This window comes from Paucidesulfovibrio gracilis DSM 16080 (genome assembly GCF_900167125.1).
Lineage (GTDB): Bacteria > Desulfobacterota > Desulfovibrionia > Desulfovibrionales > Desulfovibrionaceae > Paucidesulfovibrio > Paucidesulfovibrio gracilis.
The window spans coordinates 288,262-303,922 of record NZ_FUYC01000003.1; the positions used below are offsets into that span (position 1 = coordinate 288,262).

Consider the following 15,661-nt stretch of genomic DNA (forward strand, 5'->3'; position numbering starts at 1 on the left):
AGGGGTTGGCGTGAAAAAAAGTGGATCTTTCCCTCTGATCGTTGTTACGGGGCTTTCCGGTGCAGGAAAGAGTACGGCTCTCAACGTTTTTGAGGATTTACACTTTTTTTGTGTGGACGGTCTTCCCGCTTCCATGCTGCCGCGTATGGTGGAACTGTTTCAGGGAATGGACAAGGCTCATCGAGGTCTTGCCTTGGGCATGGATCTTCGGCAGCTGGACTTTGTCGAAGAGTGGGACAGCGCAACCGCGCAGCTTGCGGACATGGGTATGAAACCCCAGGTGGTGTTTTTGGAAACACGACAAGATACGCTGTTGACCCGCTACGCCACCACCAGAAGACTGCATCCTTTGGAAACCAATGCCCTTGGGCTGGAGCAGGCTTTAGATACGGAACGCCAGCTCATGGCTCCGATTCGCGAGAGTGCTGATCTGGTTGTGGATACCACGGGGTACTCCATTCATGACTTGCGGAGGATCATACAGGAAAAGTGGACCGATCTTGAGGCTCCCAGTTCCTGTATGCGGGTCCATCTGTTGACTTTTGGATTCAAATATGGGGTTCCCATTGATGCGGATTTAGTCTTTGACCTTCGCTTTTTGCCGAATCCTTATTTTGATCCTGCGTTGCGGAACCTTTCAGGTAAGGATACACAGGTTTCGCACTACGTTTTAGAGAGTGAGGTTGGAAGAGCATTTCAAAAGCGGTTTGTAGATTTTTTTTGTTATCTTTTGCCGCTCTATGCCACTGAAGGGCGCTATAGGGTTACTGTAGCGCTCGGTTGCACGGGCGGTCGCCACCGTTCCGTGGCCACAGGAGAGCTGCTCTACAAAGTGCTGAAGGACAGTGGCTACGCAGTAACGATGGAACATCGGCATTGTGAGTTAGGGTAATCATGTCAGATTCGAAGATGTCTCGTCAGGTGGGCGTGGTCTTGGTCACGCACGGCACTTTTGGAACCGGACTGCTGGAGGCCGCCGAAATCGTTTCCGGATCCCAGGATAATGTGCGGGCCATTGGCGTACCTCCTGGATCGGCGGTGGATTCTGTGGTCGATGCTATTCGTGAAGCCGTTGAACAATGTGGCGCGACGCGTGACGGTGTGCTCGTGCTCACGGATTTATTTGGCGGCACCCCGACAACGCTGAGTCTTTCACTATTGAAATCATATCAGCTTGAGGTGATAACGGGGGTGAACCTGCCGATGGTGGTCAAGGCGTTTCAGGTCCGCAATTTGCCGCTGAAGGAGATGGCCGGGCAGGTGAAAAGCGCTGGACGGCAGGGCATCGTGGTTGCGGGTGAAATGCTTTCACGACGTTCTGGTTCCCGCCAGGGAGGCGGAGCGTGAACTGGGTTCGAGTGGATAACCGACTGGTTCACGGCCAAGTCGTGGAAACGTGGCTTCCTTATGTCGGGGCAAAGGGGATTATTGTCGCAAACGATGACGTTTCGGACGACCCTTTGACACAGGAAATTATGTCTCTTGCCATTCCCCAGTCCATGTCGACCTCTTTTGTGTCGATTAATGACCTGCTGCATTTGCAGGAAATTGCGCTATGGTCATCTGCCCAGGGCGCGGCCCTTGTGCTTTTTTCCAATTGTGAGGACGCACGCCGTGCCTATGAAATCGGATTCAGATTTCAATCCATCAATATCGGCAATATTCACTATGCTCCTGGAAAACGGCAACTTTCTCCCAGTGTCGCTGTGAACGACAGTGAGGAGGAATGTCTGCGCTTTTTTGCTGACAGAGAAGTCAAACTTGATTTTCGTTGTGTCCCCAATGATCCCGTACAGGTGAGGTTCTGATCATGACACTGTCGGCGCCTGTCTGGTTTGCGTTCATCGGTTTTTTTTTGCGCTCTTTTCTCTCTTTCGTTTTTCCTTCAGTATAGGCCTGCTTGAGCGTCCTCTTTGCATTGGCTTGTTCTGGGCGGTCTGTAGCGGGGAATACGCGGTCAGCCTTTCCGTTGCCATCTTTTTTGAGCTGGCTTGGTTGGATATGATCCCTGCCGGAACATACCTTCCGCCACACGTGGGGGCTGCCGTGTTTACGGCATTATCACTCAGCACATGGCATGGGTTGAACCAGCCGGAACAGGTGGTGTTGGCTTTGGCGGCAGGCATTCCCATGGCCTGGCTGGGAAAAAAAGTCGAGACCTTGTTACGCTCGGCACAAGGTCGATGCCATGAAAAAGCCCAGGCCTGGGCTGGTGGCCCTTCGAACACACCTTTTCCGGAACGACTCATCTATCACACCATGCTGCGCTCCTTTCTGGTGTCATGGATCTTTTTTCTTGGAACTCTCTTGTTGGTAAACCCTGTTTTTGAACAATGTCTGCATGTTGCGAGGTCAATTCCTCCTGGAATCCACCTCAGCTGGCCACAACTCTGGCTCGCAGCGAGTCTTGGGGGACTGCTTGCGTTGCGGGTGCAGCGGGCTTATGCCTTGTTCTTTACCGGCACTGCCGTCGTTGCTCTTGCAATATTCTCTCAATCTCTGTGACTTGGCAGACGGGTGACTTTGTGATATTTGGGACAACCTAAGTTTTTGGATGGAATTGAACCACTCATAGGAGGATTATTATTATGGCTATTCTCGTTTGTGGGCACAAAAACCCGGACACCGATACCGTTGCTTCCGCTATTGCCGCTGCTGACTTGTATTCCAAGCGTGGCATGGAAGCCAAGGCCGTGACGCAGGGCGAGATCGCTCCTGAGAGCGTCTTTGTTCTGGAAAAGTTTGGCTTCAAGGCTCCGGAGATTGTGAGCGATGCCACCGATCAGAAAGTGATCCTGGTTGACCACACCGACATTTCTCAGACCATGGACAACCTGGACAAGGGCGAACTGCTGGCCGTTGTTGACCACCACAAGCTCGGCGATGTGACCACTCCCAATCCTCTTGAGATGTGGGTCTGGCCTGTGGGTTGCACCGGCACCGTGCTGAAGTCCATGTACGATTTCTACGGCATTGAGATTCCCTCCAATATCGCCGGTATCCTGCTGTGTGCCATTTTGTCTGACACGGTTATGTTCAAGTCCGTGACCTGCACGGAACAGGACAAGAAGGCCGTGGAAGCCCTGGCCAAGATTGCCGGTGTGGACGATGTTCAGGCTCTGGGTATGGAGATGTTCAAGGTCAAGTCCGCTGTTGACGGCGCTTCCGCCAACGAGCTGGTTTTCCGTGACTACAAGGATTTCGACATGTCCGGCAACAAGGTCGGCATCGGCCAGCTGGAAGTCGTGGATCTTTCCATGCTCGACGCGCACAAGGAAGGCTTGCAGGCCGAGATCGAAAAGGTCAAGGCTGACGGTCGTCATTCCGTGTTCCTGCTGCTTACGGATATCATGAAGGAAGGCTCCGAGATGCTCATCGCTTCCGATGACATCTCCGTGGTCGAAAAGGCCTTCGGCGTGAAGCCCGATGGTTCCTCCGTGTGGCTGGAAGGCGTGATGAGCCGTAAAAAGCAGGTCGCCCCGAACTTTATTAAGGCGTTCGAAGGTTAATTCCCGACGAATCCTGCACTGTCGGCGTCCCGATCGCTTTTTGCGGTCGGGACGCCTTTTTGTTGTTTCAGCGGACGAGTAGCGATAAGACACCAAACAAAACCCAAGATTTTGTTTTGACAGATTGTAGTAAAGGCTTCAAAATACGCCGTGTTGTCAATCGGGTCGGACTAATCAAAACTTGAGAAGGTCAGCAGGTGGCAATTGGTTAACTGGGATCTGGAAAAAGCCAATACGGTCCTCGTTGTTGAGGATTCGCGCTTTCAGCGAAAGACCTTGGTTCGCCAACTCAAGGGGTGGGATTTCGACATCCTTGAAGCTTCCAACGGTAAAGAAGGATTGGAGCAGTTTGAGCGTCATTCGCCTAAACTGGTTATTACCGATCTGGAAATGCCGGTGATGGATGGCTTTGACGTGATCCGGTCCATTCGGAAATATGAGCTGAATTATACCTACATAATTGTTTTGACTGCCCTTGCCGACAAGGAAAATCTCGTGAAGGCCTTGGAGGTCGGCGCGGATGACTTTATCATCAAGCCTGTCAACCTTGAGGAATTAAAGGTACGGCTTGGGGCGGCAGAACGAATCTTTCGTTTACAAAGCCAGGATAAATTGATTTTTGCTTTGGCGCAGCTTGCGGACTGCCGAAGTGAGGAAACCGGGAACCACCTGCGTCGCGTCAAAATTTGTACGCGTCTCTTGTGTGAGGATCTGGCGCACAATGGTTTCGATGTTCTCACCTCCGCCAGGATCGGAACTATCGAATCCATGTCTGTTCTGCATGATATTGGCAAAGTTGCCATTCCTGACAGTGTGCTGAATAAGCCGGGCAAGTACACGAAGCTCGAATTCAGAATCATGAAAAAGCACACGGAGGTCGGGGGCCAGCTTCTGGAGGACATTTACCAGGAGACAGGTTCAGAGCAATTGCGTGTGGCCAAAGACATCGTGATGCACCATCATGAAAAATGGGATGGAACCGGCTATCCGCATCAGCTGAAAGGGGAGGAGATTCCTCTTTCCGCACGGATTGTAAGCCTGGCTGATGTATTCGATGCGCTGGGCAGTGAACGTTGCTATAAGCCGTCTTTTTCTCGAGAAAAATGCCACGACATCATCGTTAGCGAGCGTGGTCGCCATTTTGACCCAGATGTGGTTGACGCCTTTTTACGCCAAGAGGATGAGCTGTGGGTTGTGCTGCAACAACTGCGTGACTCGTTTGACGGGTGCGAATCTGAAGAAATCGCGTAATTTTTTTTGGGGCATTTCAGTAACTATCCGAATATTCTTACCATTTGTGCAAGCGCACAAAAAAAACGCCGGTTAAGGCGGTTTTTTTGTGATGTCTGGTAAAGACCCCTGTGGCCGCTTAGGACATCAAACCGGCATCCTTCAAGACGCGTTGCAAGGGTTCACGGTTTTCCGCCAACAGGGGAACCAGGGGTAACCGAAATTCCGTCCGTTCCGTAACTCCCATGTAGGTGAGCGACGTTTTGACCGGGATCGGGTTGGTTTCCAGGAACATGGCTCGGTTCAAGGGGGCCAGTTTGAGGCTCAGCTCAAGAGCCTTGGCCGTATCCTGTTCACGGTATGCCCGGCACATATCGCTCATAAGCTTTGGCGCAATATTGGAAACGACCGAGATGACACCATTGCCCCCCACGGAAAGCAAAGGGAGTACCGTAAAGTCGTCGCCGGAAAGCAAGGCGAAATCAGGACCGCACAGTTCCCGGACTTCCGCTCCCTGGCGGAGATTGCCTGTGGCTTCTTTGACGGCCTTCACCTCAGGTACTTCCTTGGCGACTGCTGCAACCGTGGCAGGCAGGCAGTTCAGGCCCGTGCGCCCTGGCACATTATAAAGCACCATGGGAATGGAGCATTCCGCAGCAATGGCTTTGAAATGAGCAACGATACCGCCGGGGGTCGGTTTATTGTAATAGGGCGTAATCTGCAGCGTTGCGTCCGCACCTGCATCTTTGGCGAGCTGGGTCAGCTGGATGGCTTCTTTGGTGTTGTTGGAACCGGCACCGGCAATCACGGGAATACGGCCTTTGACCTGTTCCACACAAATGCGGATGACCCGGCCCTGTTCTTCGTGAGTCATGGTTGCGGCTTCTCCGGTTGTTCCGCAAGGGACAACGCCGTCAATGCCTTGTTCGATTTGCCATTCGATGAGGTTCCGGTAGGCGTCTTCGTCAATGGCTCCGTCTCTGAAAGGCGTAACCAAAGCGGTGAACGCGCCGTTGAAATTCATGAAGTCCTCCTTTGAGTCTTCGGGGTGCGTGGCAGTCGGAAAAGATTTTGATTGGTCGGGAACGAACAGGTTACAAGGTGCTCGTCCCTCTTGGAAGCGTCAATAATTTTAATGTATTGCAGCGCTTCATCGATCCGCCGTTCGCACAGCCGATTATTCGGCTCCGGCTCCCATGAGCACGGAAAGAATATTGGTATCCTCAATATAACTGTCAGTCAATGCGGGCGTTTCAAAGCGAATATTACCGTTTTCCGTCCACGTGAAATCCTCTTCTCCCGAAGGGAGTTGCAGGATATCAATTCGGGCTACGGTTTTTCCTTTTGCATATGGACGAAGCCAGAAGGTTTTCCCCTGAGCAACAATTACTCCAGGTACTTCCACGCCAGGTCCGCTCCCGAGCAACAGGTCCGGGGTGTCTGCGCCGGATTCCAGGTACGCACGTTCCACCCAAAGCCCCCATGGAGAGAGAGCCACTATTATGTCAGCTTGTTCACGCTCTTTGGAGAGAACGGTCTCGATTTGCCGTACAAGCCGTTCTGGTGGGGTCTGTGTTCCCGAAGGAAGCTCGGGCAGCAGCAACACCGCCACGTTGACGCCATTGGCGGTAAGCGGCACAACACTTACGCTTCCGGGGTGCCGCCAGGCTGTGGGAGGTTCAAGACCGTTGTCGCCAAATTCCTTGAGTTCAAATCCTGTAAGCAACCCCAGATCGTAACCGAGAAGGGCATAGGATTCCTGCAAGTTTTTAAGCGTTTCATAATCCTTGCTGCCGAGAGCCTGGCGACCGAATTCATAGCCGCCGCCAAGAACAAGGAACGGTTGTTTCGAGGGCAGGGACTCTCGCACACGGGAAAAAAAGGTGGCCCGCCGGGCCACACCACCAACAGTGCGTCCTCCTCACGTAGGACAGGGACGAACCGCCCCGTAGGTGTTCGCGGTGTAGAGCAGCGTGAGTCGGCTGTTGTCAGCGGCGAAAGAAGAATTGCTGGCTGCGAACAGCAACGCAACCAGCAACCAGAAGAATCGTACGCGCATAATTAGCTGTTGATAAATTCCTTGAGTTCCTTACCCGGCCTGAAAAAGGGCAACTTTTTGGGCTGAACGTGGACGACATCGCCGGTCTTGGGATTGCGGCCCACGTACCCTTCATAGTCCTTGATTTTGAAGCTGCCGAATCCGCGGATTTCCACCCGATCGCCTCGCACCAGGGCTTCCTTGATGGAATCAACGAATGCGCTGACGATTTTGGTGGATTCGTCCACGTGGAGCTTTTTTTGCTCGGCCAGGGCCTTAATAAGTTCGCTTTTGTTCATGGGGGGCGCTCCAAATGGTTTGCCGGTTACGGGCAAGACATGGCTGCCCGATGCACAAAAAAACCTACTTTGTTATGTATGTCTAAAAACAGGCACTTTCGTCAAGTCAAAAGTCGGAGTTCAGCGTGGAAAATTGTCTTAATACGGGGCGGCGCGAAATGGCGTCTGCATTATCGGATCGATATCGTTTCAGACGGTTGCTGAGCGTGACAATGTCCTGTGCTGAAGGGGAAGAAGGAGACAAGGCCAACAGTGCCTTTTGCCGTCGAACGGCTTCGCCGACCTGGCGATCTTCCCGAATGTGGCCTAATTTTTGAATTTCAATATTCAAGAATGCCCGGCAGGCCTCTGCCAGGCGGTTGAAGGTTTTGTCACCTTCGCTTTTGGATTCCACTCTGTTCACGAGCACCAGGAAGTCTTTAACCTTGTGTTCCGTGGCCAGCACCTTGATGACGGCGTAACCGTCTGTAAGCGAGGTAGGCTCCGGAGTCACAACGATGACCCGCAACTGGGACATGGCCGCAAATGTCATTACTGTGCGGCTGATGCCCGCACCCAGGTCGAGAATCAAAGCATGGTATTTCCCGGCAAGCTGCACAATTTTTTCCAGCAGCACGTTTTGCATGTCCTCGTCCATGTCCACCAATTCCGGTACACCGCTGGCTGCGGGGAGAACGTCCAGACCGTTTTGTTCCACGGCAACAGCGACATCGGCGGTCTTTGTGTCCTGCTTGAGTAGATCCTGAAGATTTTTTTCAGGCGCCAAGCCCAGCAGTACGTCAAGGTTGGCCAAGCCCAGATCGCAGTCCATGAGCAACGTTTTCAGGCCCGCTTGGTATAATGCGTATCCGAGATTCAGCGAAATACTGGTCTTGCCGACTCCGCCTTTGCCGCTCATGATGGCTAGGCTCAATGTTTTGTTTGGATTGATCATACGCCATTGTCCTATGGTTTGCCGGTGAAGAGAAAACGTTTTTCGCTAGCGCGAACTAGCGACGGCCGAGCGGCCCGCTCGACATCGGGCATGGGAGCCAGATCGGTTCGATTTTTTCCAAGGGATTTTGCCTGATACAGTGCCTTGTCTGCCAGAGAATAAAAATCCGTGGGGCTGATTTCGGTTGTTCCACGAAAACTGGCGACACCGGCCGAACAGGTTACACGGAAGGAGTCCCCATCTTTGGATTGGAATGGGTGGGCTGCCAGGTTCTCCCGAATGCGGTCCACGACACGGGCGCTTTTGACCTGCCCAATCCCGGGAAGAAGAAGGGCGAACTCTTCCCCGCCGATGCGTGCCGCTAGGTCATAGCGGCGTTTGTTGTTGGCCAGAATGCGTGCCAAATGAACAAGCACGGCATCCCCGGCGGCATGACCGTGTCTGTCGTTGATCTGTTTGAAATCATCAAGATCAAGCACCGCCAGGCTGATGGTCGATTCTGCCCGTTGCGCCCGTTCCAATTCCAGATCGAGTACACGGTCAAAAGCACGTCGGTTGGCAATCCCGGTGAGAGGATCGTGTTCGGTCTGGTATGTAAGTTCCTCCAGACTTTCCTGAAGAATGGTCAAGTGAGGATAAACGTCACGATCCATGGGCAGGGAAAGCCATCCTCGGGCTTCCAGTCGTTGAGCAACGGATCGCCATTGCTGGAGACTGATGCCGTTGAACAGACGGAAGACTCCGAGGTTGGTTCTTGGGTCCATGCGTTCACACGGTACATGTGAGAGGGCACAAATCTCGTCCCGTAAGCGCGAAAGTTCGCTGATCAGCTCTTGTTCCAGGGCTGTTTCGGTCACATTCGGACGCTCTGAAGACAATGGTTCAGGATGCTTTTTGTTTTCCGGCATGGGCATACAGCAGATAGCTCCGCATGAGACGATCCAGGGCACCATCCAGCACGGCATCGACGTTGCCGTCTTCGGTGTTGCTGCGGTGGTCTTTGACCAATCGATAGGGCTGCAAGGTATAGGTACGGATTTGGCTCCCGAAGTTGATGGCCTCCTTGCTTGCATAGTCCACGCGTTGCGATTCTTCCCGGATTTTCATTTCCCGTTCGTACAGCCGGGCCTTGAGCAGCTTCATGGCTGTCTGCCGGTTGCGCAGTTGAGATTTTTCATTCTGACATTGCACCACGATATTTGTGGGCAGGTGCGTGATGCGTACCGCCGAGTTGGTCTTGTTCACATGCTGGCCCCCGGGACCGCTGGCGCGATAGACGTCCACCCGGAGATCTTCCTCGCGAACTTCAATCTCGATATCCTCGTCTACGTCGGGATAAACATCCACGGACGCAAAGGACGTGTGTCGTCTGCCGGAGGCGTCAAAGGGCGAAATGCGGATCAGGCGGTGGATGCCCGCTTCGCCGTGAAGATACCCGTAGGCATACGGTCCCTCGATCTGAAGTGTCGCGCTTTTAATGCCAGCTTCATCCGCATGCTGCATATCCAGCAGCTTGAGTGAAAAACCGCGATCCTCAGCCCATCGGGAGTACATGCGGACCAACATCTCTGCCCAATCCTGAGATTCGACTCCCCCGGCACCTGGATGAATCTCCAGAATGGCGTTGCTGCCGTCCTGCTCCCCGGATAGCAACGTAGCCATTTCCGTGGACTCCAGATTTTTTTCGAAGGTTGTCAGGCTACGGAACAAATCGTCCAGGGAGTCTTCGTCTTCGCCGGCGAGTTCCAACCAAACTTCCACGTCTTCTTTATCGGCAAAAAGCTTGTCATAGATGGCGATGCGATGTTCAAGCTGGCTTTTTTCACGAAGCACCGGGGTGAGTTTCTCGGGTTGGTCCCAGGCATCCGGTGCGGAAAGCTGTTGTTCTATGGCCGCCAGGCGGTCCCTAAGGTCAGAATAGTCAAAGACGCCCCCAAAGGGAATTAAATTGCTTCAGGAGGTCAAGAGCCTTGCTTTTGAGTTCGGAAAATTGGTGCATGATGGATTGGTTTCATTGGGTTGAAGGTTAAGAACGGCGGATGGCCGGGCTGAGGGCGATCCAGACCAACAGGAGTCCGGAAAACGCATAGATGCCCCAATACAGCCAAGCATAGATCTTATGGTACATTGTTGTCACCTGAACAGGTTTGACCGTCCAGGTCAAGATTTGATCCGAAAAGAGTGAAGTACGAGCAGGAATTCGTCCCAGAGGATCAATAAAGGCTGTGATGCCGGTGTTTGTCCCACGTGCGATCCAACGGCCCTGTTCCACGGCGCGCATTTGAGTCTGGGCAAGATGCTGCCAAGGGGCGGAAGATCTTCCAAACCATGCGTCGTTACTGATGTTTATCAGTATGTCAGCGCCATGGGAAACGCGGTCTTGCGCTAGGCCGGGGAAGATGGCTTCATAACAGATCAAAACGCCCAGATGCATTCCGTCAGTCTTCAGGGGGGCCAGCCGTGTACCCGGTTGATAGTCTCCGGCTTCTTGGGTCAGCTTGTCGAATGGGAGCCAGTCCTTAAGAGGGACATATTCTCCAAAGGGGACCAAATGGACTTTATCGTACCATTGCATGGTGGAAGCGTTGGGCGTCAGTAGAAAAGCCCGGTTGAAAAAAGTATAGGATCCATCGGTATTGGATCGGTAGGCCGGGCTGCCAAGAAGCAATGGAACGTTTTTATGATTCACAAATTCGACAACTTGTGACCCGTATACCCCTGCATCTTGAAAGTAGAACGGCATGGCGGTTTCCGGCCAGACCACCAGATCCGCGGATTTTGTGGTCCCCTCAGAGGAGGAGCTTTCGAGCAACGCCTTTTGGCTCAGGTCGAGATATTTTTTAACGGTGCTTATCTGGTAGGGAGCTTGCCACTTATGGCCTTGATCAATGTTGCCCTGGATCAAGGCGATGGTTTTGCCTGTGCCGGATTGGGTGAATCCGGCCATACGGTACGCTCCGAACCCCACGACAAAGATTGCAACAAAAAGCAACAGAATCCTGGGGGAGCGAGCTGTATTCCAAAGAGCCAGAGCCAGCCCAGTGGCGGCAAACAGGCCGGAAAGTCCATATGCACCGATCAGGGCGGCCGGTTGAATCAGCAGGGGCCAGTCCGCAAAAGCCGTGGAAAGCGTGACCCACGGAAACCCGCTGAGGAACCAGGCTCCGGTTTGTTCCAGGGCGGCCCAGAGGCTCCCCCCGAACAAACAAAGAAATATCGGCGAAAGCCGTCTGGCTCCGCGATGCATGGCCCAGCCGAACACACCGTTATATAATCCCATAACCAGGGAAACGCCGATGGGGCAGGGCAGGGCCAGCCACCAAGGGAGTCCGCCGTATTCGGCCACGGGACCGGCTACCCAGTAAAGACAAGCGCAATGTGCCAGCACGCCTGTCAGATATGTCCAACCAAAAGCCCGAATCGGACTTCCTGCCCGAAAGGCGATCAGCCCGAGGGAAAGTGGAAATAACAAAATTGCCGGAGGAAAGTGGAACCAGGGATTGGGGTATCCCAGCAGAGCGCCCACAACGGCGAGAAGACAAAGAAGCGGCACGATTATCCTTGTTGTTCTTCTTCCTGCGGGGCCAACGGCTCGACAAGAATGGTCTTGATCTGTTTGGCGTCGGCGTCTTTTACCGTGTAGCGACGCTCACCAAGTGTGAAAAAATCGCCTGGTGTAGGGATTCGACCTGCAATTTCACTGAGATAACCACCCAAAGTGTCAACCTGTTCGGAGGTGACGTCAAGCTGGAATCGTTCATTAAGTTCCTCCAGCGTGCTTCGACCGGATACCAGCAGAATGTCGTTTTCCATTACCTGAATATCGTCCGGGCGCAACACATCATACTCGTCTTCAATGTCGCCGACGATTTCTTCAAGAACATCTTCCAGGGTAACAAGACCGGCCGTGCCGCCATATTCATCCACTACGATGGCCATGTGCGTCCGCCGGGAACGCATGGTGGCAAGGAGGTATTTTACGTTGGTCATTTCCGGCACGAACAACAGGTCGCGAAGCAAGTTGCGAACCGGCGTGTCCTCTTTGTCGTGCTGAAGTAGGGAGCTGAGCAGATCCTTGGCATGAATCACACCAAGCATCCTGTCCCGGGTTTCCTCATAGATGGGAATGCGGGAATGTCCGCTATCCACGATAGACTTCGCAATGTGCCGAAGAGAACAGTCCGCATCCGCACAGATGATATCGGTTCGCGGCACCATGATGTCGGAAGCCGTGGTATCGTTGAGGTCCAAGACATTCAGAAGCATGGAAGCGTCTTCGCGTTTCAGCGAGCCGCCATCCTGCGCGTCGAGAATTTGTTCTTCCAAGTCGTGGCCGTTGCTTCTGAATAAACTACGCATTTTCGACCAGAATCGACTGTCCGATCCTTCGTCCAAGCGGAGTCCTCCTTATGAATCCCTGGGAGTGGATGCACACAGGGTCTGAGTATATGACAAATCAGTAAGGTGGCAAAAGATTGCTGTCAACCGTCAATACTGCTGGTTGCAATTTTTTTACAACAGATTCAGCTTTTTCAGATGAATTTCTATGCAGGATAAGGCCGCAGGGGTAATGCCGGAAATACGACCCGCCTGACCAAGCGTACGCGGCTGGATCGCAGATAATTTTTCAACCGCCTCCCGCGTGAGTCCAGAAATTGTTAAATAGTCCATATCCAACGGAAGTTCAACGGATTCCAGCTCCCGAGAGTGAAGAACCAGTTCTTCCTGTCGGGCGATATATCCTTCGTACCTGGTTTGGATTTCCGCTTCAGCCAGGACGTCGTCCGGGTACTGCCCCAGGTCAGCCAAAAAGTATCCCAGATCATGGATGCGAAGTTCAGGCTGCCGAAGCAGGGCCGCCAGGGGAACTGCCTTCCCTGGGGCTGTGCCTCCCAGCGAAACGATATGTTCTCTGGTTTCCGCATTGGGGCGCACACGTGTTTCCCGCAAAGCTGTCAGCAAGGTTTCCAGTTGTTGGTGTTTTTGCTGGAATGCGTTCCAGCGATTCTCGGTCACCAATCCCAGATCATGGCCTACCCCGGTGAGTCGAAGATCAGCGTTGCCTTCCCTGAGCAACAGCCGGTGTTCGGCCCGGGACGTGAACATTCGGTATGGTTCTTGGGTTCCTTTGGTCACAAGGTCGTCAACCAGCACGGCCATGTAGGCCTGATCCCGTCGTAGAAGGAACGAGGGGCGACCGGACAGGGAACAACAGGCGTTGAGAGCGGCCCAGAGTCCTTGTGCCGCAGCTTCCTCATATCCCGAGGTGCCGTTGATTTGACCTGCCAAATACAAGCCCGGAAGTGTCTTTGTTTCCAACGTAGGGTGCAACTGTGTCGGTGGGACGTAATCGTATTCAATAGCATATCCTGGGCGGACGATCTGCGCATTCTCCAAGCCTTCGACCGAATGAATCATGCGCAACTGTACATCCAAAGGCAGGCTGGTCGGGATGCCGTTGGGGTAGACTTCCGGACTGTCAAGCCCCTCCGGCTCTACAAATATTTGATGTCTTCTTTTTTCTGGAAAACGGGCGACCTTGTCTTCAATGGAGGGACAGTATCGTGCTCCCGTACCGGTAATGACTCCCGTAAACATGGGGGAACGGTCGAACCCGGAGCGAATCGCCTCGTGAGTGGCCTCGTTGGTCCATGTCAGGTGGCAGGGAACCTGGGGAAGGCGAGCCGCTGTGGATTGAAAACTGAACAGGGGGGGCGGCATGTCCCCGGGCTGAACTTCCATGCGGGAAAAGTCTACACTGTCTTTCAGCAGGCGGGGCGTGGTTCCCGTCTTCAAGCGTCCCAATTCCAACCCGACAGAGCGAAGCGAATCGCTCAACGTGTTGGACGCGGCCTCCCCGAGCCGTCCCCCTGAGAAATTTTCCAAACCGATGTGGATTTTGCCCTGCAGGAATGTGCCGGTTGTCAGAAGAACTTTTTGCGCGCGGAGATGTTCTCCAAGAGAAGATCGGACGCCCGCAACACATCCATTTTCCACCAAAAGCGAATGGACCGTGTCCTGGCGTATCCAGAGATTGCGCTGACGAAAGACATCTCGCTGCACAACACGCATGTAGGCGGTGCGGTCGATCTGGGCGCGAGTGGCCTGCACCGCCGGTCCTTTGCGAGTGTTCAGCGTGCGAAATTGGATGCCGGCCTGATCTGCCCAGCGTCCCATTACACCACCCAAGGCATCGATTTCACGAACCATATGACCTTTGGCCAAACCACCGATGGCGGGATTACAGGACAGTTGGCCGATATGGTCCACATTGATGGTCAGCAGCAGCGTGGTGAACCCCAGACGCGAAGCGGCCATGGCCGCTTCGCATCCAGCGTGTCCGGCCCCGACCACGATCAGGTCGAAGACGTCAGGAAATCCCGGTTTGATGGTCATGACGCTTCATCGCTCAACAGGGCAACCGCCATAACTTTGGCGTCGCCCAGAGTGCTGGAAATGGAACTGGTCTCGTTGGGCTGGTGGGCGTTGTGCTCCAATCGGGACCAAACCACTGCCGAATGACCGGCACGCCGTAAAAAAGCAGCAACGGTTCCACCACCGATCCCCACAGGGTAGGGAGAAACCTGGTAGATGCTTTTCACTCCGGCCATTATTCTCCGTACAATGGGGCTGTCCACGGGAGTCGGTGTTGCTGCCTGCTCTTTTTGTATCTCGGTAAGATGGATCGTGACGCCTTGAGCCTTTTCCACCTCGTCGGCCAGTTCACGCAGGGCGTCGAATACTTCCTGAATGTCGTATTGAGGCAATACCCGGCAATCGAAATAGAAAACATCACGGCCGGGCAAGGTGTTGATGTTTTCCACGTTAGCGTCTTTTTTGGTCGCTTCGAACGTGGAATGCGAAGGTTCAAAGAGCTTGTCGGTGGCATTGAAGCGGTCGTAAAGTGAGCGGGAGCGTAGAATCAAGTCCGCGGCACCTACCAACGAGTTGATGCCCTGGTCCGGGCTGGAAGCATGGCATTGCTTGCCCAGCACTTCCGCCTTGATCCAAAATTGTCCCTTTTCCGCCACTTCTACGGCCGCTCCATCCGAGGAACCGGAGTCCGGAACCAGGATAAGATCATTGGGACCGAAAATGTCGCCATGTTCGCGCAAAACATAGTCCAAACCAAAAGCGCTGCCTGTTTCTTCGTCTGCGACTAAAAGCAATCCGAGATTGATGGGCGGGATCACGTCCAGATCTTTAAACGATTTGGCAAGCAGTAAAGAACTGACCATGCCCTGTTGATTGTCCTCCACGCCTCGGCCCATAATGAGATCCCCATCCTGAACCAGCGTATACGGGTCAGACTCCCACAGGCTGGGATCCCCAGGAGGTACGATGTCGATATGGGAAATAATCCAGAAAGTGCGGGAAGTGTCTTTCCCCGGGAGGATGGCGGCAACGTTCGGGCGGTAGCCGCAGGAGACGTCATCTGCCGGAGCGTTGAGGTCGCGGACATCTGTGATGCCCATGGCGGCTAACCGTTGCTTGAGCCAATCGGCCTTGTCTTTTTCGCCGTCGCCACCATTCTTGGGACTCATGGCTGGTATGGCAACGAGATTTCGTTGCAGCTCCAAAAGTTCGGGCGTCAGCGTATCAATGTATTCAAGGATCCGATTAAGCATGAGGTTTCGTCTCCATTGGAAAA

At 53.6% G+C, this 15,661-nt stretch carries 16 protein-coding genes; 6 read left to right on the top strand and 10 right to left on the bottom strand.

Translation table 11 applies throughout. The annotated features are described in order from the left end of the window. Positions 1–10: 10 nt before the first annotated feature. From rapZ to B5D49_RS05665, 6 genes are all read left to right on the top strand, one after another. Positions 11–892: an RNase adapter RapZ gene (gene rapZ / locus B5D49_RS05640; protein ID WP_234990632.1), complete on the top strand. Its 882-nt coding sequence runs from the start codon at positions 11–13 to the stop codon at positions 890–892. A gap of 2 nt (positions 893–894) precedes the next feature. Continuing rightward, a complete protein-coding gene (locus B5D49_RS05645) occupies positions 895–1,347 on the top strand; it encodes a PTS sugar transporter subunit IIA (protein ID WP_078716690.1) in 453 nt (150 codons plus the stop codon). Continuing rightward, positions 1,344–1,808 carry a PTS sugar transporter subunit IIB gene (locus B5D49_RS05650; RefSeq protein ID WP_078716691.1) on the top strand — a complete coding sequence of 155 codons (465 nt, stop codon included), beginning with the start codon at positions 1,344–1,346 and terminating at the stop codon, positions 1,806–1,808. Before B5D49_RS05645 ends, B5D49_RS05650 begins: the two co-directional genes overlap by 4 nt. 22 nt (positions 1,809–1,830) lie before the next feature. Beyond that, positions 1,831–2,505 carry a PTS sugar transporter subunit IIC gene (locus B5D49_RS05655; RefSeq protein WP_078716692.1) on the top strand — a complete coding sequence of 225 codons (675 nt, stop codon included), beginning with the start codon at positions 1,831–1,833 and terminating at the stop codon, positions 2,503–2,505. Positions 2,506–2,588: 83 nt separating this feature from the next. Next, positions 2,589–3,509, top strand: a complete 921-nt coding sequence (locus tag B5D49_RS05660; RefSeq protein WP_078716693.1) for a manganese-dependent inorganic pyrophosphatase — start codon at positions 2,589–2,591, stop codon at positions 3,507–3,509. Positions 3,510–3,713: 204 nt separating this feature from the next. Further along, positions 3,714–4,760, top strand: a complete 1,047-nt coding sequence (locus B5D49_RS05665; protein ID WP_078716694.1) for an HD-GYP domain-containing protein — start codon at positions 3,714–3,716, stop codon at positions 4,758–4,760. Between the two features lie 118 nt (positions 4,761–4,878). Here B5D49_RS05665 and dapA read toward each other — a convergent pair whose 3' ends face one another. The 10 genes from dapA to B5D49_RS05715 form a co-directional block, all read right to left on the bottom strand. Continuing rightward, complete coding sequence (dapA, locus tag B5D49_RS05670) at positions 4,879–5,763, bottom strand: 4-hydroxy-tetrahydrodipicolinate synthase (RefSeq protein WP_078716695.1); 885 nt, start codon at positions 5,761–5,763, stop codon at positions 4,879–4,881. A 153-nt stretch (positions 5,764–5,916) separates the two neighbouring features. Further along, positions 5,917–6,798 (bottom strand): UshA-like (seleno)protein family 2, encoded by an 882-nt coding sequence (locus B5D49_RS05675; protein WP_420705262.1) that lies wholly within the window; start codon positions 6,796–6,798, stop codon positions 5,917–5,919. 2 nt (positions 6,799–6,800) lie between these two features. Then, positions 6,801–7,076, bottom strand: a complete 276-nt coding sequence (locus tag B5D49_RS05680; protein ID WP_078716697.1) for an HU family DNA-binding protein — start codon at positions 7,074–7,076, stop codon at positions 6,801–6,803. 106 nt (positions 7,077–7,182) lie between these two features. After that, positions 7,183–8,010: a MinD/ParA family protein gene (locus tag B5D49_RS05685; RefSeq protein WP_078716698.1), complete on the bottom strand. Its 828-nt coding sequence runs from the start codon at positions 8,008–8,010 to the stop codon at positions 7,183–7,185. A gap of 11 nt (positions 8,011–8,021) precedes the next feature. Further along, the gene (locus tag B5D49_RS05690; RefSeq protein WP_159447145.1) at positions 8,022–8,924 is read right to left on the bottom strand and encodes a GGDEF domain-containing protein; all 903 of its coding nucleotides are present in this window, start codon (positions 8,922–8,924) and stop codon (positions 8,022–8,024) included. After that, a protein-coding gene (prfB, locus tag B5D49_RS05695; protein WP_144019192.1) for a peptide chain release factor 2 occupies positions 8,893–10,009 on the bottom strand; the annotation gives its coding sequence in 2 pieces (ribosomal slippage) (positions 8,893–9,933 and positions 9,935–10,009; 1,116 coding nt in all). The genes B5D49_RS05690 and prfB overlap by 32 nt, the downstream gene beginning before the upstream one ends. Positions 10,010–10,036: 27 nt before the next feature. Next, positions 10,037–11,563 (bottom strand): apolipoprotein N-acyltransferase, encoded by a 1,527-nt coding sequence (gene lnt / locus B5D49_RS05700; protein ID WP_159447146.1) that lies wholly within the window; start codon positions 11,561–11,563, stop codon positions 10,037–10,039. 2 nt (positions 11,564–11,565) lie between these two features. Further along, entirely contained in the window at positions 11,566–12,405 is an 840-nt protein-coding gene (locus B5D49_RS05705; protein WP_078716702.1) for a hemolysin family protein, read from the bottom strand. A 117-nt stretch (positions 12,406–12,522) separates the two neighbouring features. Further along, positions 12,523–14,406: a tRNA uridine-5-carboxymethylaminomethyl(34) synthesis enzyme MnmG gene (mnmG, locus tag B5D49_RS05710; protein WP_078716703.1), complete on the bottom strand. Its 1,884-nt coding sequence runs from the start codon at positions 14,404–14,406 to the stop codon at positions 12,523–12,525. Continuing rightward, positions 14,403–15,638 carry a M20 family metallo-hydrolase gene (locus tag B5D49_RS05715; RefSeq protein ID WP_078716704.1) on the bottom strand — a complete coding sequence of 412 codons (1,236 nt, stop codon included), beginning with the start codon at positions 15,636–15,638 and terminating at the stop codon, positions 14,403–14,405. Before B5D49_RS05715 ends, mnmG begins: the two co-directional genes overlap by 4 nt. Between the last annotated feature and the right edge of the window lie 23 nt (positions 15,639–15,661).